Source organism: Synechococcus sp. R55.4 (assembly GCF_047461935.1).
Lineage (GTDB): Bacteria > Cyanobacteriota > Cyanobacteriia > Thermostichales > Thermostichaceae > Thermostichus.
The window spans coordinates 22,011-41,647 of sequence record NZ_JANSIF010000013.1; the positions used below are offsets into that span (position 1 = coordinate 22,011).

11 protein-coding genes are annotated in these 19,637 nt (G+C 58.3%); 2 read left to right on the top strand and 9 right to left on the bottom strand.

Annotation, left to right across the window (positions count from 1 at the left end):
- Positions 1-14: 14 nt before the first annotated feature.
- The 6 genes from NW842_RS04815 to NW842_RS04840 all read right to left on the bottom strand — a co-directional run bounded on the left by NW842_RS04815 (position 15) and on the right by NW842_RS04840 (position 11,051).
- The gene (locus tag NW842_RS04815; protein WP_414329125.1) at positions 15-767 is read right to left on the bottom strand and encodes a prepilin-type N-terminal cleavage/methylation domain-containing protein; all 753 of its coding nucleotides are present in this window, start codon (positions 765-767) and stop codon (positions 15-17) included.
- A 63-nt stretch (positions 768-830) separates the two neighbouring features.
- Positions 831-8,390, bottom strand: a complete 7,560-nt coding sequence (gene hpsA / locus NW842_RS04820; RefSeq protein ID WP_414417579.1) for a hormogonium polysaccharide biosynthesis protein HpsA — start codon at positions 8,388-8,390, stop codon at positions 831-833.
- Between the two features lie 141 nt (positions 8,391-8,531).
- Positions 8,532-9,128, bottom strand: coding sequence for a response regulator (locus tag NW842_RS04825; RefSeq protein ID WP_414350377.1), 597 nt, complete (start codon positions 9,126-9,128; stop codon positions 8,532-8,534).
- Between the two features lie 89 nt (positions 9,129-9,217).
- A complete protein-coding gene (locus tag NW842_RS04830; protein WP_414350376.1) occupies positions 9,218-9,811 on the bottom strand; it encodes a pentapeptide repeat-containing protein in 594 nt (197 codons plus the stop codon).
- A gap of 122 nt (positions 9,812-9,933) precedes the next feature.
- The gene (locus NW842_RS04835) at positions 9,934-10,773 is read right to left on the bottom strand and encodes a DNA-formamidopyrimidine glycosylase (protein WP_414350375.1); all 840 of its coding nucleotides are present in this window, start codon (positions 10,771-10,773) and stop codon (positions 9,934-9,936) included.
- 50 nt (positions 10,774-10,823) lie between these two features.
- Positions 10,824-11,051: a photosystem I reaction center subunit IV gene (locus tag NW842_RS04840; RefSeq protein WP_414329200.1), complete on the bottom strand. Its 228-nt coding sequence runs from the start codon at positions 11,049-11,051 to the stop codon at positions 10,824-10,826.
- A 119-nt stretch (positions 11,052-11,170) separates the two neighbouring features.
- Here NW842_RS04840 and NW842_RS04845 point away from each other — a divergent pair, with 119 nt between their 5' ends.
- Entirely contained in the window at positions 11,171-12,055 is an 885-nt protein-coding gene (locus NW842_RS04845; protein WP_414350373.1) for a penicillin-binding transpeptidase domain-containing protein, read from the top strand.
- 116 nt (positions 12,056-12,171) lie between these two features.
- Positions 12,172-12,324, top strand: a complete 153-nt coding sequence (locus tag NW842_RS04850) for a chlorophyll a/b-binding protein (RefSeq protein ID WP_011429120.1) — start codon at positions 12,172-12,174, stop codon at positions 12,322-12,324.
- Between the two features lie 232 nt (positions 12,325-12,556).
- Here NW842_RS04850 and NW842_RS04855 read toward each other — a convergent pair whose 3' ends face one another.
- The 3 genes from NW842_RS04855 to uvrC all read right to left on the bottom strand — a co-directional run bounded on the left by NW842_RS04855 (position 12,557) and on the right by uvrC (position 19,570).
- Positions 12,557-14,245 (bottom strand): NAD+ synthase, encoded by a 1,689-nt coding sequence (locus tag NW842_RS04855; protein ID WP_414350371.1) that lies wholly within the window; start codon positions 14,243-14,245, stop codon positions 12,557-12,559.
- 37 nt (positions 14,246-14,282) lie between these two features.
- A complete protein-coding gene (locus tag NW842_RS04860; RefSeq protein ID WP_414417580.1) occupies positions 14,283-17,492 on the bottom strand; it encodes a PAS domain S-box protein in 3,210 nt (1,069 codons plus the stop codon).
- A gap of 206 nt (positions 17,493-17,698) precedes the next feature.
- The gene (uvrC, locus tag NW842_RS04865; protein WP_414417581.1) at positions 17,699-19,570 is read right to left on the bottom strand and encodes an excinuclease ABC subunit UvrC; all 1,872 of its coding nucleotides are present in this window, start codon (positions 19,568-19,570) and stop codon (positions 17,699-17,701) included.
- Positions 19,571-19,637 lie beyond the last annotated feature (67 nt).

Here is a 19,637-nt window from a genome sequence, read left to right on the forward strand (position 1 = left end):
GCTTACCCGTCGCTTCAAAGCGAGGTAGGGCTTGGGCTGGGCAGCGGGAAGGCATTGCAGTTGTTGGTCGGTGTTCCACCCCTGGCTTGAACGTCGGCCAAAACGGCGCGGCAAACATCCCCCAAATTGGCAGCCAGGTTGACTTCCACAATCGAGCTGGCCATGGGAAAGAGCCACACATCGGCATTGGCCAAGTTCTGATTGGCGGAGACCGTCTCAGCGCGCAGGCCAGGAAGAGCTTGCCGAGTGTTTGGGTTAAAGGAAAAGCGATGGTAGACCCTGACTCCCATCATAAAGCTGCAGGGAACCCCTGAGATGACGGTGTTGTTGCGTCGGTCAATGCATTCCCTGCCCCTATCCCGAAAGGTTTGGATGACATAGACCTCGGGGTTTCGCCCCGGCACCTGAACTTCAGCCAAACGAATGGAGTAGTTGGGGCCGGGGTTGTCCATATCAGCAGGAGGCGGGGTATTGGCCAAGGGGTTTGCTCCAATCCTGGGCAGACGGGCCAACTGAGCCGGGTTCTGAAAGGCAACTGGGTTAGCGGCCAGCTCCAGGTCAACCAGGGTGCGGATGCGATCCACCTCAGCCCGGGCCAGTTGATTGGCCACTTCTATCCGCTCCGTCATGGCCCGCCGGTAGGCGATCAGGGTGAGAGCAGGAGCAAGAGCGGCCATAGCCAAAGCCACAATGACCACCGACGCCAAGACCTCAATGAGGGTAAAGCCCCCTGTTTCTTGTTGCCGCCAAAGCCGTCCTTTGCTCATCGATCCCTCCCTTAGCCCACTCTGCTCCTACCTTGAATCTACCCCCAGCTTGGGAAGTCAATATCAGTTGAAGTCACTGCAACCTCCAATCTGAGCAGCAGCCTGTAGAGGAACACCTGGCTGCTGTTGCAAGGCACAGCGCAGCCGCCGCACATACGGATCCTGAGGATCCAGCTCTCGCAAGAACTCGGTGCGGGTATTGGAGGGGAATTGGAAGCGGGCCGACACCGCGCTGGGACGACGGGCAATTTGCAGACCCACGTCGTAGCCGAAGCGGCGGTTGGGTGGGTAGTAGTAGTCGTAGCCCCGCACAAAGGTTGGATCGGCTACCAGATCGGGTGGCTCAAAGCTGTGCTGCAGGAAGGGGCCGGTAGCATAGGTGCTGTAGTTGAGCTGGATCATCGAGCCGCTGAAAAAGAGGTTGACATCTCTCCACAGCTCGTTGAGGCGCAGGAAGTTGTGCATGCCCCCGCCCGTCTGATTCAGCCGAGACGGGATCACACCGCTGATGGCAATGGCATTTACCCGCGTTTCCCTGGCCGGCTGGAGCTGCCGGTTTTGGGTGCCGTTGTCGTTGCGGCGGCGCTGGTCCACATCGGTTGAAGCCAGCTCTTGGAAGCGGGGAATGGGAATGGGCCGACGGGTCACCTCATCCAGGATTACCCCCAGCACCGGGTTTTCGCCGGCAAAGCCAGTGGGAGTCTTGTTCAGGTCCAGGGTGAACGGCTCCACATCCACCCAGACCAGGCCATCGCCATCGCCGCCGTTACGGTCGATCTGAACCTGGATGGTGTTGCCGTTGGGCTTGACGTAGAAGCAGAGGCCATTGCGAATATCTTCACTGCCCTTGTGGTTAATGTAGTATCCGTCCGCATACTTGGACGCGGGAGTGTAGGCTTGGGTCGCGGCGCTTTTGTTGACGCGGGCGTAAGGGTTGAGCGCCATCTGGGGTTGGATCTCTAGCTCTGGCCGATCCGGCAAGTCTAACCCAAACAGCGGATCCCGCTCCAAAACATTTGAAGGCTCCTCCAGATCCCAAATGCCATTCTTGTTGAGATCCTCGAAGGTAGGATCGGCACCTTTAGGAGAGGTACGCAGAGTGCTGGGTCGGCTGGCACCCGTGTAGGCGGTGTACTTGAAGCGGTCGTTGAAGTTGGGGCGAAATACCCCCGGCACCCAGAAGCCACCGTCTGAGGGAGTGACCTGTTCATCGCCACAGCGAATTTCTCCACTGCCGTTGAGCAGTTGCCGCCGCAGTTGCCGGGCCCAGTCATCGGTACCCACAGCAGGAGTTCCAGAAATCTTAGCTCCAATATTCTCAGCAGGGCGGATGCCCGGCTCTTTGCTGGGGTTGGCTATCTGGCTGGAGAGCAAATTGCCCTTCAGTCCGGCACGGGCAGCATAGGCCGGTTCGCCAAACATCCAGTTGAAGGCCGCCTGCAAAGCTTCAGCAGGGTTAGGCCACTTAGACGGCTTGGGCACCCCTGCTTTCACTTCCAGCACCGGGGAAAGCTCCGGCTGCAGAGCAATGGTTACGCCCTCGGCAGGAGCCGCAGCCACCGTATTCACGCTGATGGTCTCCGGCTCCGGATCGGCCTCGACTGCCTGAATGGGGCGCAGCTCCACCGTGTTGGGCTTGGCTGCCATCCACTCGCCCAAGGGGCTCTTGGAACGAGTTTCTGGGGCAAAGACGCTCGGCCCGCAGGGAGGCCCCTGGCAGGTGAGATTTTGCGTCTGCGTCTCGGTTGCTGGACAGGTGGGGCTGCTGGTGCTGGCAATCAGGTTGCGCGTTCGAGTTTGGGTAACCGTTCTAGTTTGGCCGCAGGCAACCTGAACCTGGCTGCAATCTGGGGGTGACCAGGGGCTCCACTCGCTGTAGTTGCAAGTCTTCGGGCAGGTAACCGTTTGGGTTTGCGTCCGGGTGGTGGTCCCGCAAATCGAGGTGCAGGTCTCAGTGCGGCTCTGAGTTATCTGCAGGCCGCCGTTGGCCACCGTGCACGCAGGAGTCCAGTCTGTATAGGTGCAGGTAGCCCCCGGAGGTTGGCAAGTGATGGTTTGGTTTTGGGTTTCAGTAAAGGGGCTTTGGCTGGGACACAGCGGCGTAACCGTGCGGCTGCGGCTCTGCGTAATGGTAGCCCGGCTGCACTGCTGCTGCTGGGTACACTGAGGCGTCCAATCCGACCAAGGCCCGTAGTTGTACTGAGGGTAGCAGGTGATCGTCCGAGTTTGCGGTGTTGGCGGAGTGCCAGAGCAACCGGCAGGCAAGGTGGCTGTTTTGGTCTGGGTGATGGTGGTGGGTTGACAAATATCGGTTCTACAAGCGGGCGTCCAGTCAGTCCACCTGGGATCACAATTGAGGCTGACCGCGCAGGAGCGCTGAACAGGATTTTGATCTTGATCTAGCTGGCTACCCTTGATCGGATCTGGCTCGCAAGGTTTATTCACCCCCGGCAGCGGCTTCAGGTAGCGCAGGTCGTAGTCTTCCAGCTCGCTGCCATCGCGGGTGGCAAAGCGCACGCGAGCGTTGCCGCTATTTTCATAGGTCTGGATCTCCACGAGGTAAGGAGAAGGCCCTTCTGCAGGCGCGCACTCCAGCTCCAAGCGCAGGGTGACCATGTTGCTGCCGCTATCCTGCCAGGCTTCGGCCCCTGCCGCGTCCGGCCCTAGGTTGAGGGGAGTGCCGTTCCAAACTCCGCGGTTGATGAAGGTGGCTGGCTCCGCGGGGTTGGGAGGGGTGTAGCCGGGGTTGCGCCGGATGATCAACCGCACGCCATCATCGGCATCGAGGATGCGGTAGCTCTGCAGGCCCGGCCAGCGCGGATAGATCTCCCCTACCCAGCGAACGACGAAGAAGTCGTTGCCGTTGTTGTTGCCGCTGCCGGATCCACCGCTTCTGCGCCGCCAGCAGGAGCGCAGGAAGTTGAACTGGTTGGGGTTGTTGAATACGAGCTCGCTAGTTCCTTCTCCGTTGGGGAGGAGCCTGTATCCAATGCGAGGGTTGCCGACAGGCTTATAGGAATAGCCGATATCATCCGCATCGATGGGCGCGTTCGGCAGGCGGTTGTTGCCGTCCGGCTCTCCGCAACTGGGCATCCAGAACCAGTCGCCGCGATCCCGCCGATCAGGACTGGGATCAGGCGGGTTGAAAGGTGGCCGAGGCTCCCAAAGATTCGGCGGCGAGAGAATCGGCACCGACAGGCGGCAAAGGGGCTGCAGGATGGTGAGGGGTGGCTGAAAAATAGTATCAATCAGCGTGGCGTTGCAAGCAGGAGTGCTATTATACAGCCGCCGCTTAAAGGGAGAGTTGGAATTCAGATCGTTGCTCCCGCCGAACCGGTACTGGAAGCCGCCCCACCAGGGGAAACCAGGGCCGCTGCGGGCAAAGCTGCTCGGATTGACGGTGCCATCCGCATTACTGATAGCATCGCGCACGCAGGCCCAGCGCTGCCCACCGCTCCCATTTGGATTACACGTGGGCGCACTGCTGGTGTAGCCGTTGTTGTACTGGCCGATGGCGTCCGGCATCGGTTCCCAGTCGACGGGGAATATCGGATCCGGCCAGCGCACCGCCCGCAGGTAGGGCAGGTTGCGGTTTTGGGCAGTTTGGAGCAGACCTACAGGACCTAGAGGATTATTGGGGTCGGCAAACCCTGTGTTGCGGTCGTACTGGTTCTGCGGGCTGCTGAGCCAGCCGTTGTAGTACTCGGCCAATAGGCCACCGCCTCCTTCAGGCTCGGGGCAAGGCCCAAGTGGAGCCACCAGCAGCCAGCGGGAGGTATCCAGCACCGGGTTGCCCAAAGCCGAGATGCGCACCCCAAAGTTGGCATAGCCCGTATCGGGTGCCCGCAAGAGCCGCACTTCGGGCACGCCCAGCCCTGCGGTTCGGTCAGCTTGACCGGAGCTGGCATCGGTACTGTTGCGGCGGGCAAAGATGGTGTCGCGGGCAAACACATCCGGCCAACCCGGTTGGTTGGTATTGTCACCCAGGTTCTGGGCCCCGTTGGTGTTGTCAAAGCGCAGAACGCCAGCACCAGCGCTATTCGGATCCGGAGCCGGCCAGTTGTTGCCGCGGATTACCAGGGCCTGGTTGAGGAAGGAGGTGTTGAATCCCAGGTTATCCCCGCTGCAGCCGTAGTAGTCGCTGCGGCGAGGGGCTGAGGCCCGTCCACCGGCGTAGTCTTGACCGGGCACGTAGCTGCTGCCGCCGCCGTTGAGGGTGCCATCCTGGACAAAGCCGTCGTCGATGCTGCCGTCGCAGAAATCGGCAGAAAGGATGTTCACCGAGTCGCCCAACACATCGCTGGGCCGCCAGAGATCCTGGGCTGCCCGGGCAAAGCGCCGGTCTTCATCCTTCCGGAGCCGCCCGTAGAAGTTTCTGTAGAGGCCATCCGCCCCGAAGTTGAGGAGAGTTGTGAACTCCTCCAGCCGCTGCCCGTTCCTCGTCTGGTGCAGGTTAAAGTCTCCTTGGATGTAGACGGGGTTATCAGAAACAAAGGAGAGACCAAAGACAGCCTCATCGAGGTTAAACCCGCCGCGAGCCAGCCTTGCCCCATTGCGCAGCCGGAAGCCATAGGGCCGCCGATCCGGATCGGCATAGTAGTCCACCGGTTTGGGGCTGAGACCTTGCTCGGAAACAGGGGGATCCCAGACCGTTTGGCCATTGGCCGCGCCTCGATTCGGCTGACCGGCGTTCATAATACCGTCGCTGCCCAAGTCACCGCGGGCATTTCGGTTGCGCCAGTTGGTCAGGTAAGTGCTAAAGGTGCCCAAGGGTGGGCGGGCAATGGCATCTTCCCGCACGGCATCTTCCCGGAAGGCGTAGAAAATCCCCCCTTCTCGGTTCTCGCCAATGCCGGCAGGCAGCCAAGTGTCCCCGTTAATCAACCCCCTGGCCTGTCCGTTGACGTTGTTGGTCAGCAGGGCCAGGTCGATGTTGAGGGCCCGCACCGCCATCGCCTCGCGGCCATCGTAGAAGACGGAATCTTTGAAGGGCACGCGATGACACTGGTTGCCAATCCGAATGAGATCAAATTGGTTGCTATTGGGGCCAGCAGCAGTGCAATTGGCTGGGGCATGGGGCAAAGCCCAGTTGCCAATTCCAGAACGGGGCTCCAGAGCAACCTCGTTTAAGTTGGTTACAGCCTGATAGCTGACTGTGCTCGGAAGGAAGGAGTAAGCGCTGCGCCGCTCCGTTTCCAGGGTATCCGTCTGGTTGAAACTGGTGGTCGGGAAGATGTAGCGCAGCGGCAGATAAAACCGATTGGCCGCCTCTCGGTTCCCAGCTCGGCTGGCTTGAATGTCGTTCCAGAGGGTTTGAGCCGCTGGATCCCCGGCATTGGCAGCCGCCTCAATGCGGAGCATGTTGTCGGCCAGCATGCCCAACATGCAGCCTGCCGTTTGCAGTGTCGATTGATCCGCCAAGCTGAGGTTTGTCGGGTTTTCAATGATTCGCCGCAGCTCCGAGAAGTTGCCAAAAGCCGTAATAAACGGATCCGGGTGAATGCGGCCCGCCTCTTGACGCGGCGGATAGGCCCCATCGGGATCGCCGGCAAAATTGGCCAGGTTGGTGAGGGCCGTCCACAAGGGGGTGCCCGGAGCTAGCCGAGCCTGCATCGGGGTTGGGTCATACTCCCAAACGTTGGTGCCCTCTCCAGTAAAGAAGTTGATGCCCAGTTGGCTGGCTTGGTCGCCGGCAGGGAACGTGGAAGCCCGCTGCAAGCTCCAAGGAGTGCCGGGGTGGGCCACCGTGGCCAAGCAAGCTACCGGGAAGCGCCCGTCTTGGTGGCTGTAGTGGTAGACGGCCGTGGCCTGCACTGCCGCCGGGTTATCTCTCAAGGTCAGCCGTTGCCGCGCCTCGTTGCTGATGAAAATGGCCTGCAGCTTGGTGGGATCGTTGGGATCCCCGGTGGGCACCAAAGGCAAAGGCAAAGAATCGGTGCGGGTTAGTTCCAGCCGCTGGCCCACGATCACCCGCAGACCTTCCACACGGGCCCGCCGCTCCCAATAGCCATCCAAGCCCACCTCGGAAAGGGCGCCTGGGGGTGGGTTGTCTTGCGTTAGAGATTCCCTCTGGTTGTTCTGAGCATCCCCACGGATCGGAGCACCAGCCCTGACACCAAACGTTTGAGCAAAGGTGTCCACATCGCAGCCCCTTGCCGGATCAGGGCTGACCGGTGGGCGGTCATAGCTGGCCTTGGGGCCAAAGCGGTTGTCGGCCCGATACACATCGTCCACGTAGGGGGGGCAGACTTGGTCTTCCGTTGACTGAAAGCCGCCTGCTTGAACTCGTCCTGGTGGGCCACTCTCTGAATTCCGCCTGACATTAATTGGAGAGACTGACCATCCCGCTGGATCCTGGGCGTAGGTTCCGCGGGTACGAATGCGACCAAAAAGCTGTAGCTCCAGCGGATCCAGAGCTACCATCTCAGGAGCTGCGTCGTTTTGAACCGAATCGAAATTGAGGTTATTCAGGCGGGGAAGGGGCGTACTTGGCGGTACATTCGCCACACCAGGATGGGCATCGAAAATTAGCGTGTCACTTTGGCCCTGTCCGGGGTAACCGATAGCCCCTGCCACCAGCTCGCCAAAGGCTGTAATTTCAGAGTTATCGACAGGCATGTAGAAGCAAGACTGCTCGGAGCTGATGGTGAAAGCTCGGAACAAATTGTTGCTGGCGTAACGGAAAAAGAGGCTGCCCCCCGCGTAGATGGCACCGTTCCAGTTGTAGCCAGGAGTGAAGAAATACTCTAGGTCGCCGCGGCTGAAGGCTCCCCATTTGTTAAGCAGATCCCTCCGCCGATCCTGCTGAAATTGCAAAGCCGAAATGGCACGGGTGGTGGAGTCGGCACCCGCAATAGGCAAGGTGACGGCATAGACTTGAAAGGGCTTGTACAACGTAGAGCCAACCTGGAACCAATCCCCCACGTTGGGGTTGACCGTCTGTTCAGCCGGAGAATCGGTACACCCCGCCAAGGCCGAACCCTGCAGTGGCCCACTGCGGATCAGCAGCCGCCGCGCCCGCTCGGTATCCGTCAGGTTAGCCTCAAAGTCGCTGCCGGCAGCCCGACGGGTGTTCAGAATAGTATAAACCGTTACGGAGTCATTGATGCCATTGTTGTCGGTATCCGCCAAGAACCACCAAGCGGGCGCCTGAACCCGGACGTTCAAGTTTTGTCCCGGATTTTGCGGATCCTCCACCTGAATGTTGGTGGCGATCACGAACTGAGTTTCGTCGGGGAGGATGTAGGGCTCATCGGGATCCCGAGGAAGCAGACCCCCTGCCCCATCGTTGATGAGGGCTGCGGCAAATTGCGCATCCGTCGGGGCGCTGTTGGGCAGGCGGGGATCCCGAACTAGGTACTCGATCTTAGCTCTAGCCCGGTCAATGGCCGTATTCAGTTGTCGGCTAATGGTTTGCCCCGCTCGTTCCACCTGGGTTTGGATGGTGCGCTGAGTGGAGCGGGTCAGCAGCCCCACCGTCACCAAGCTCAAGACCAGCACGATCAAAATGGCAACCGGCAGGACGAAGCCCCGCTCGCGAATCTTGCGCCGATCCACCCGTGCTTTCAAAGAGGCGAGCAAGCGCAGGGTGAGCTTGAGCAGCAGCGTGGAAGGAGCAGACATACCGTATCTCGGACAACGTGAAGGGGAAGGCGGCACCCAGGGGATCCCTTGTCAAGATGCCAAGCTAGCAACAGTATGGCGGTGATCATGGCCGCCGCAAATCCCCACCTCTGGGGGGAATCCCCAAGCCCTTTCTCCAATTCACAAGATCCCCAGTTGCTGCGCTTTGAGCAGGGCGGTGACACGGTCGCTAGCATCCAGCTTGCGGTAGGCGGTGCTGGCGTATTCTTTGACGGTTTCGATGCTGAGGCCCAGACGGCGGGCAATCTGTTTGTTGGCCAAGCCCTCGCTCATCAGTTGCAGCACACACAGCTCGCGGGGGGTGAGCTTGGGCAGCTCCTGTCGGGCAGGCAGCCAGTCTCGTTCGGGGTTGGACAAAATCTGACGGATGACGCGGGCCAATTCCGCCGGGTCGGTCTCTTTGGAAAGGTAGCCTTTGGCCCCGGCGCGGCGGGCTGCCTCAATCAGACCCGGCTCCTGAAAGGTGGTCATCATCACCACCACCACCGGCAGACCCAGCTCTGTGATTTGCTGGCAGGCGGCGATCCCATCCCCATCCGGCATGCGCACATCCAAAATGGCTACGTCGATGGGGCAACTGCGACAATGGTGGACGGCCTGGGATCCCGTCTCGGCTTCGGCCACCACCTCAAATCCTTGCGCTTGCAGGGCAAACTTCAGCCCCAGCCGGAAGAGGGGATGATCGTCGGCAATGAGAACGCGGACAGGGGAAGTCATGGCAGGGGATCCCAGCCGAGGGGGTGCTGGTTTTAATCTGCCCAAGGGGGGATCCCAAATCAAATGGCGGAGCAAGCGGTAACTCTTGGTCAAGATCCTTCTTTCACGAAAACCATGCCCCAAGCACTAGGGTTGAAGGTGGGATCCAGCCGGGTTTGGGCATTGTACAGGGCGCCGGTCAGATCCGCCCCCTCCAGAAAAGCGCCTCGCAGGTCGGCCCCCCGCAGATCGGCATTGTGTAACTTGGCCCCTGTGAGGTCGGCGCCGGTGAGGATGGCTCGACGCAAGTCGGCCCCGCTTAAGTTGGCCACCTGCAGATTGGCACCCGTCAGATCTGTCTGCTGCAGGTTGGCCTGCGCCAGATCAGCTTCCCACAAGAAAGCCCCTGCCTGAGCTGAGCCACTCAGATTGGCCCCTCTCAAATCGGCCAGATTGAGGATTGCTTGGGAGAGGTCGGCAGCTTGGAGATTGGCCTGTCTGAGGATCGCTTCTTTCAGGTTGGCCCCACTGAGGTCAGCTCCCGGCAGTTCTGCCCCCGTTAGGTTGCAGGCGGGGCAATCTTTGCTGGGAAAAACAATTTGGGAGCGGCCCAGTTGGGCATCCAACTCCAGTTGGGCAAAGGCCGCAGCCGTCGGGATCCCCAGCGCCAACAGCGCTCCCGACCAGAGGCGACTTCCCCTCATCAAGGGCTTTACAGGTTGGAGCCGTGCCCATCCCATGGTTTTCACCGGGATCCCCTCCTACTGCTGATGGTAGCCGCTCTGGCCCATTTCCCCAGGGATCCCCCATATCTTGAGGAGCGCCACTAGCTCTGTTGCGGCTGGCAGCGGGGGCAAAAGTGGGCCGAACGCCCTGCCAGCTTGATCCGCCGAATCGGATGGCCACAGAGGCGACAGGGATCCCCTTCCCGACCGTACACCCACGCTTGCCCTTGATAGTTGCCGTTGAGCCCACGCAGATCCCGGTAATCCCGCAAGGTGGTGCCCCGCTGCTCCAGCCCGGCCCGTAACACCTCGATCAAAGCTTCTCGCAGGCGTGCCTTGGCCACATCCGAAAGCTGAACTGCTGGCGTCAAAGGGTGAATGCCGCTCAGAAACAGGGCTTCGTCGGCGTAAATGTTGCCCACCCCGGCTACCAGCGATTGATCCAGCAGCGCGGTTTTAATAAGACGGCGGCTCTTCTGCAGGGCAGCCTGGAAATAGGCCTCAGAAAAAGCTGGCGAAAAGGGCTCCGGCCCCAAAGTCTGCAGGGTGGGGATCACCGCCTCCAGCTCAACACCGGCAGGCACCAGCCACATCTGGCCAAAGGTGCGCTGATCCACAAAGCGCAAGTCCCACCCTTCCTCGAAGGCCAAACGAACACGAGTGTGAGCTGATAAAGGGGTGGATCCCTGCACCCAGAGCAACTGCCCGGTCATGCGCAGATGCACGCCCAGAACAGCTCTCGAATCCAGGGATCCCAGGAGATACTTTCCTCGCCGCTGCCACTGGGTAAAACGGGTGCCAATCAAGCTCCGCCCAAACATCTCCCCTGCAGGGTAGGCAATGGTGCGGGCCAGGAGCACCTCCACCGCAAGTATCCGCGGCCCCAAGGTGAGGCGTTGCAAATCTTGCCGAACTGTTTCAACTTCCGGCAGTTCAGGCACAGAACGACTTGCTCAAGAACACAGTCCCCGGCATCAGAACCCTTGTTGGTTTAGCTGGCCGGAGCAGCTTTGGCCTTGGCCTTGGGAGCTTCCAACACTTCCAGCTCATCTTCGCGGAAGTTGTTGGTGTTGATGTTGTAGTAGTTGATCTTGTCAAAGCGGACGATCACCGGGTAAAGAATGCCGCTGGTATCCACCGCCGCAACCGTTCCCACATCCCGGTACCAGTAGGATTCTTTCCGCAGCACACGGACTTTGGCACCACGCTGAATTGCCATGAGGGTTATCTCCATTGACCTGAACTCAGATTACCCTAGTCCGTGAGAAGGCTGCGATTTCCGAATTTTTGTAACAGGGATCCGCTTTTGTCTGGCTGGGTTTTCGGGGCCAACAGCAGATGAACCGTCGCACCTGTGGAGCCTGGCTGTTGGGTTCTGCTTTGACCTGGGGCTTGCAGGGGAAATCTGCAGGGCTGCCCCATCCGCGCGATTTTGCCGCCGTCCTCAACCTGAACACCGGTCGTTTAACAAGGGTTTGGCAGCCGGAGCAGGCTTCCAGAATCAGGGCCAGCCCTGGCTCAACCGTCAAATGCGCCGTTGCCGCCGCTGCTCTGCAGACTGGGATCAGCTCTGGGGAGCGCTTGATCCACTGTCCGGGTTGGTGGGATCCGCCGCCGCAACTGGGGTTGGGCCGCCTACCCTGCTGGGATCCCCGCGGCCATGGGGCTTTGAACTTGCGCCAGGCCCTGGCCCACTCTTGCAACGTGCATTTTTACCAGTTGGGCTGGGAGCTGGGGGCCGATACCCTGGTGGAGTGGCTGCGGCGCTTCGGCCTAGGGAGTGTGCAGAATACAACTCCGGCTCCGCTCTTGGCGACCGGTCTGGCTGGGCCGGTGGATCCCTGGGAGCTGTTGGTTTATGGGGGCGTGATTGCCCGCCGAGGTGTACCCCTTTCTGGCGAGGTCTCTCTGCCCGCTTTCTCTTTACCGGCTTGGATTTGGGAGGCTCTCCATGCTGGCATGAGCCTGGCGGCAACAGCGGGCACCTGTCGCGGCATTGCCCCAGAAGGGATCCCAGTGGCAGCCAAGTCTGGCACCATCCTCAATCCTCAACGACGAGGACGACCAATTCTCTGGGCAGAAGATTTTCAAGCCTGGTTGCTGGCCTTTTGGCCCCTGCCGGATCCCAACTGGACGCTGGTGCTGCACCTGCATCAGGGCAAAGCCTATGAGGCGGCCATTCCCCTGGCGCGGCAGATCATCGCCGCCATCGGCAGCGGGTGACCACCTTGCTTGCGATCATGAAGAAATGCAAACTATACTGAAGGTCAAGTGCCGTTCTCGTTTTCGTTCTTTACGGATCCCACTCCCTGTCGTTCCCATTTACCCTGGAGGTTCTCATGTCTAATCCCAATTTGTCTGAGCCCAAGTTTGGCTTTAACGAGTATGCCGAGCGCCTCAACGGTCGGGCTGCCATGATTGGTTTTGTGCTGGCCATTGTCATCGAAGCGGTGACGGGCCAAGGCGTTGCTTCCTGGCTGGGCCTGATCTAAGAGACCTCAACTTACCGCCTTTTGGCTTTTCCTTGGGTCTGCTGGCTTGCAGGCCCTTTATTGTATTGAGCAGGGTATTGAGCAGGAAGCTTGACTGCACCAGTTGTAGCCGTTCTGAATGGCAACAAAGCTTGAGCGGGCACCAACTACTCCAAGCAATTCCGACAGCGCCGAATCTTTCCCTTTCTCCCTCTGACGGAGGAGCTGGTGTGAGGGTATCCCACTAGTTCCATTAGATGATCCCTTCTTGACGCTTGGCGATTGGCATGCGCCAGCCGGTGCCGAAGGCGCGATCGGTAATGCGTAGCCCAGGGGGAGCTTGGTGTCGCTTGAACTCGGCTTTTTGAACCAGCCGCAGCACCTGCTGCACGATGTCGGGATCGAACCCTTGAGCCACCAACTCGGGGCTGGATTGATGCTGCTCGATGTGCCGCTGCAGGATCTTGTCCAGCAAATCGTAGGGGGGCAAGCTGTCGCTATCTTGTTGGCCGGGTCGCAATTCCGCTGAGGGGGGCTTGGTCAGAGTAGCAAGCGGGATCCGCTCCTGCTGTCGGTTGATCCAGCGAGCCAAGCGGTACACCCAGGTCTTGGGCACATCGGAAATCACCGCCAGGCCGCCGGACATATCCCCGTAAATGGTGCAGTAGCCCACTGCTAGCTCTGATTTGTTGCCTGTGGTCAGCAGCAGCCGCCCGAACTTGTTGGAAAGGGCCATGAGGAGGGTGCCGCGAATGCGAGATTGCAGGTTTTCTTCCGTGATGTCTGGGGGGAGGCCGGCAAAGGGCTCTGCCAAAAGCTGGTGGTAGCTCTCCATGATGGACTGAATCGGCAGCTTCAGGGTAGGGATCCCCAGGTTTTGCGCCAGTTGGTAGGCGTCGGTCAGGCTGCCAGGGCTGGAATAGGGAGAGGGCATGAGCACCCCCAGCACCCGCTCCGGCCCCAAGGCATCGGCGGCGATCACAGCAGTGACGGCAGAGTCGATCCCCCCCGACAGGCCCAATAGCACCTCGCGAAAGCCACATTTGCTGACGTAATCGCGGGTGCCCAAAACCAACGCCTCGTACAGCTCAGCTTCCGGCTCAGTCGGCCAGCGGGATCCCGTAGTCGGTGGATTCTGGTCTGGGTTGGGAGACTGGGTCAACTCGTCCACATCCAGGATGAGGTGATCTGGCTGAAAGGCAGCCGCTTGGGCCACAACCCGACCCCAGCGATCCAGGGCGCAACTGGCCCCATCGAAGATGAGATCGTCGTTGCCCCCCACTTGATTGACATAGAGAATGGGCAGGGCGTGCTTGCGGGCCAGGGATCCCAGCATCTCCACCCGCAACTTCTGTTTGCCCAGGCTGAAGGGGGAAGCCGAGAGGTTAATCAGCAGGTCGGCACCGCAGCGGGCCATCTCTTCCACCGGATCCCAGTGGTAGCGACGGTGCTGCCAAAAATCGCGGTCGTTCCAAATGTCTTCACAAATGGTAAAGCCCAGGCGGCGGCCACGGTACTCGATGGGTTGGGGCTGGGATCCCGGCTCAAAATAGCGATCCTCATCGAATACATCGTAGGTGGGCAAGAGCGACTTCTGGAACCAGTGGCGGATCTGGCCCCCCTCCAGCCAGGCAGCAGCATTGTAAAGGGGCCGACCCTCAGGCAGAGGATTGGGCTGCACGGATCCCACGACTACCGGAATGCTGGCCTGTAACCGGCTGGCCAAGTGCTGCAAAACCTGGCTTGCCCTCTCGACCAGGGCCGGATAGAGCAACAAATCGCGGGGTGGATATCCCAGCAACGCCAGCTCGGAGGTGATGGCCAACTCTGCTCCCGCCGCCGCCACTGCCTCAACCGCTGAACGGATGCGCTCGGCATTTCCGCTTAGATCGCCGACGATGTAGTTCAGTTGCAACAGCGCTACCTTCACCCTGCCCCCCATATGGTAAATCTCACCATAAGTGGCCCAAACCGAATCGTCAACAAGATTCTGCTGCGGGCAAGCGAAGAATAAACGTGGTTTGGTGGGCAGTGCTTTCCACCTGCAAAGAGCCGCCCAAGTGGTTGGCAATGGCTTGGGCCAGAGCCAATCCCAAGCCTGTTCCCCCCTGCTGCCAGGGATCCGAGTGGGGGATGCGATAAAACTGCTCGAAAATGCGTTCTTGTTCTTCGAGGGGAATGGTGGTGCCCGTGTTGGTCAAGCGCAGCTCCCAGCGGTCGGAACCTAAAGCAACAGCCTCTAGGACAATGTGTTCGCCGGCGGGCGTGAATTTGTGGGCATTGGTCAAAAGCTCACAGACCAAGCGTTCCAACAGGCGGGGATGGGTGTGCAGATAGGGCAGGTGGGGATCCCAGTGAACTTCTAGGGTTTGCTGCCGCTTGCGCATCCGGTCTTGGAACCGATTGATAAGAGGTGCCAAAAGGAGAGGCAGGTTAACCTGCTCAGAGGGCAGCTTGAGCGTATTGCCCGACAAATTTTGTAGATCCAGAAGATCGTTAATTAGGGAGATCTCTCGCTCGCACGCCTGCTCCAGAACCTCAAGATACTGGATTTGCTTGGGGGTGAGAGGAGAAACTTGATGGCTCAGTTTCAGCAGGTGAACCGAGAGGCTAATGCTGGTAAGGGGAGTGCGCAGCTCATGGGAGACGGCGGCCAGGAAGTTATCCCTAATTTGGCTGAGTTTTTTCAATTCCGTCACCTGAGCCTGGCTGCTGAGGTAGAGCCTGGCCTGTCGCAGGGCAATCGCACACTGGGCCGCCATTTGCTGAGCCAAATCAATTTCCCAATCGCTAAAACTCTCCTCAGGGGGCCGGGCCAGCCACAGATCCCCAAGAATGCCCTGATCGTCGGCAATGGGGCAGGCCAGCTTGGTCAAATAAGGGGGCAAAGTGTCGGGATCCCGTTGACGATCCCGAGCGCACAGTTGAAAGCACCAGCCTCGCCATAGCTGTTCGTAGAAGAGGGGAAAATCTCTCATCCAAACCCGAGCCCCGACCCCAGAGGTCGAAAGCGTCGTGTATTCATAGCTGATCAGGGAGTAGGTTCGGCGGCTATCGTAAAGGCCGACATTGCAAAAAAGAACGCCCAAAAATTTCCCCAGCTCGTTCACAACCGTCTGCAAGATCTGCTTTTCGTCCAGAGTTGCCCGTATCTGATGGGTAAGGCGGCGCAGAATCGATTCAAACTGCAGACTGCGTTCCAGTTGCTGGGTTCGCTGTTGCACCAGGGCTGTTAATTCAGCTTCTCGTGTTTGCTGGGCCAGCTCCAGGCGCTTGCGCAGGGTGATATCGCGCACCAAAACAATGGCCTCATCCGGCCCAAAGGGCAACAGACGGGCCTCGCGATATTCCGGCAATGCTTCCGCAGTGTCTTGAGAAGTTTTGGGAAGCGGATATTCAATAACCTGAATTTCTCCCGTTTGAAAGGCTTTCTCTAGCAAAGGGGCAAAGTAGGTTTTCCAATGCTCTGGAAACAGATCTTGAATGTATTGGTTGAGATAGCGGTCATCGGGATAGGCGGATGCAAATCCTCTGGGGGGCTTATAGGACAAGACTAGCCCTTGCCGATCCACTTGCAAAAGCATATCTGGGATCGCTTCGTAAAGAGCGCGGTAACGTGCTTCGCTGCGGGCCAGATCGGCCAAACTTTCTCGCAGGTGAGTTTCGGCCCTTTTTCGCTCGGAAATGTCTTCTAGAAATTGAATGGCAAACAGAGGCTCGTTTTGAGCGTTTCGCACTACAGACAGTTGCAGTCGAACCCAGATCTCTCTGCCATCTTTACGGCGGATCACCTTTTCATATTCATAGTTGCTAGCGTATCCGGCAATCAATTCATTCCAGAGTATCTCGCCCCGTTCTCGATCTTCAGGATAGGGGGTGTAATCTTCCGCTTTCAGAGCTGACCAATCTTCCTCGCTATACCCCGTAATCTCTGCCATTGCCGGGTTGAGGCTGAGATACTGGGGATCAGGATCCAGGCTCATCAGAGCAATCCCTTGGCTACAGAAGTTGAAGATCCCCTGCAATTGGTTTTGAATTTCCTCAAGAGCAGATTTGATGGATCGGCGCTCGCTAATATCATCCAGGAAGTAAACGGCAAACAGAGGCTTTTGTTCTTCATCTCTCACAACATAAACCTGAGACTTTACCCAGATGATTTGGCCATTCTTACGGGTGTAGGGATGTTCCCATTCATAATGACTGCGCCGGCCATCAACCAACTCCTGCCAAAGTTTTTTTAGAGTTTCAACATCAGCCAAATCTGGGATATAGGCCTCCAGAGGCAAAGCCTTCAATTCCTCTGCAGAATATCCTGTTATATCCTTGAGGGCTGAGTTCATGCCATGCGGACTAGCTTCTGGCTCAAGAGGCAGCAGAGAGATGCCCAAATTGCAGGACTCCACAATTCCCCAGAATCGCTGTTGAATCTCCAACAAGGCCAGCTCTAGCCGCTTGCGCTCGGTGATATCTTGAATGCAGCCAAGCACGCAATCTGCTCCGTGGGGAACCACGCAAACTTCCTGGTGACGGAGCTCCCCTGCTGAGTTGGTTAGGGGAAACTCCAGAGTTTGCCGGGATCCGCTGCTCAAGCAACGGTCAATCAGCCTCTGCAGTTGATCGCCAACCTCAGGGCCGAACAGCTCTCCCACTGCTTTTCCCTGAATATGCTCTGCTGAGAGTGAAGCAAAATAAGTATTCTCCAGGGAAGAAATCAGCTCTAGGCATTGGCCTTCTCGGCTAAAAATCATCAAGGCTTGTGGAATAGCGCAAACCAGCCTTTCGTAGCGGAGCTGGCTCTCTGCAAGCGCTTGTTCAGCCCGCTTCTGTGCCGTGATGTCTTCCACATACCCCTCAAAATAGAGGGGATCCCCTGCCGGATTGCGGGCGACTTGAATTTGTTCTCGCACCCACAAGTCCAAGCCCTTGCGACTGTGGATCAAAAACTCTTGCGCCACTCTCCCGTCGCCGACTTTGCCTGCAAGCAGATCCTGGAAAAACTGGCGACGACCGGCAGCGTCAGCATAGAGACGATGGCCAAAATCCGACAGATGGCGCATCAAATGGGCAGAGGAAGTATAGCCGTATATCTCGGCAAGCTTGGCATTTGCAAACCGGTATCGTCCCTGCAGATCCACACGAAAGATCCCAATGGGGGCATTTTCCAGGAGCACATCAAGTTCGGCCAGCATCAGGATCCCCTATTGGCAAGCAGTACCAGGGCACTGAGAACACCTGTCCTTGGGATTATGTATCATTTCTGCCTTAAGCGATGTTTCCCGCACTACAAGTTCCCCCGTGATCTCGTAAAATCACGGGCGAGGAAGGGTGCTCAGGCTTCTGTGGATATCACCCCACCGAGTGCTGGGGGAGCAGGGATCCCTGCGCGGATTCTCAACTACTCCACCTGCGCTGTCTCCGGGGATCCCGCCTGAGTTTCTGGGTGAAAGTAGCGGTAAATCTGTCGGGCAATCTTCGGGCCAATGCCGGGCACCTGGGCCAGCTGGTCTTCTGAAGCCACCTGAATGCGGGCAATCGACCGAAATTCTTCCATCAGCAGCTTTTGCCGATACTTGCCTAGGCCGGGGATCTCGTCCAGCGTAGAGGCATGCTGACGCGCTTTCCGTTGCTGGCGATGAAAGGCGAGAGCAAATCGGTGGGCCTCATCTCGCAGGCGTTGCAACAACAAGCGAGCCGGATCTTGGGCGGTCAACCGCAGGGGCACGGGATCCCCCGGCAGAAAGATCTCTTCTTCTCGTTTGGCCAAGGCAATTACCGGCAGGTGATCCAGCCCTAAATCTGCCAAGACGGCCATGACTGCCGACAACTGCCCCTTGCCCCCGTCGATGAGCACCAAATCCGGCTGATCCTCAGGGGTCATTTTGCTGAAGCGACGCCGGGCCACTTCTGCATGGCTGGCAAAATCATCGGAGTGACCGGGGCGCACCTCAGGGTTGCGAATCTTGTAGCGGCGGTAGTGCTGTTTGGCAGGCAGGCCATCGATAAACACCACCTGACTGCCCACGGTATCGGATCCCTGAATGTGGGAAATATCGTAGGCTTCTAGACGGCGGGGCACATCCGGCAAATCCAAGACTTCTGCCAAGCGCTCCAAGGCCGCGGCATCCCGATCCGCCAAGCGCTGAGTGCGGGTTAGCTCCAGTTCGGCATTCCGCTCGACCAACTCGATCAACTCAGCTTTGCTCTGCCGTTGGGGAGCAATGAGGCTGACCTTGCAGCCTTTTTTCTGGCTCAGCCAAGACTCCAGAAAATCGTGATCGGGCAATTCATACTGGGTCAAAATCTCAGAGGGAATTTCCACCGGATCGCAGTATTGATAATGCTCTTGTAAAGCCCGCTGCAAGATAAGGCCTGGGTCGTCACCGCGGTTTTCGGCCACAAACCCCAGCCGCCCCACCAACTTGCCTGCCCGCACCTGAAACAATTGAATGCAGGCTCGTGAATCATTCATGGCCAAGGCCAGAGCATCACGGCTGACGGTAGAGTTAGGCAAAGAGACCTTCTGGGATTCTCCCAATTGTTCCAAACCGCGAATTTGATCCCGATATCGTGCGGCTGCCTCATAATTTTCCTGTTCGGCGGCCTGGATCATCTTCTCCTGCAGCTCTCGGATCAGCTCATCTGTCTGGCCTTGGAAGATCATGGCCACTTGAGTCAGCGTTTTGCGATACTCTTCTGGGCTGATCAAGCCTTGGCATACCCCGGGGCAGCGCCCAATGTCGTAGTTCAAACAGGCGCGATCTTTGTACAGAGGTTTGGGCCGTTGGCGCAAGGGAAAAATTCGTTTGACCAGTCCAAGGGTGTGGCGCAATAGACCAACATCCGTGTAGGGGCCGTAATATTTATCTTGATTCCGATCAAGGCGACGATGGCGGGTGATGTAAAGCTGGGGATAAGGCTCCGACCAGGTAATACACAAATAGGGATACTTTTTATCGTCCTTAAGGAGAACATTATAAGGGGGCTGATGGGTCTTAATCAGATTGTCTTCTAGGGCTAGGGCTTCACTTTCATTGTCGGTTACGATAAACTCGATCTCGCAAACCTGAGCTACCATGTGCTGAATGCGAGGGGACAGGTCGCCGGTGAAGCGGAAATAAGATCGCACTCGAGAGCGCAATTTCTTGGACTTGCCTACATAGAGGATCTGATCCGTGGCATCTCGCATTAAATATACGCCGGGTTCAGCAGGAATCTCCTTGAGACGGCTCTCTAGAATGTCACGGCTGTGAATCAGAGGGACGGTCATAAAGTTCAGTTCTACCGGGTAGAGTCAGGGATCCCATGACTTCAATCTAGCAAGGATATGGCTTTCC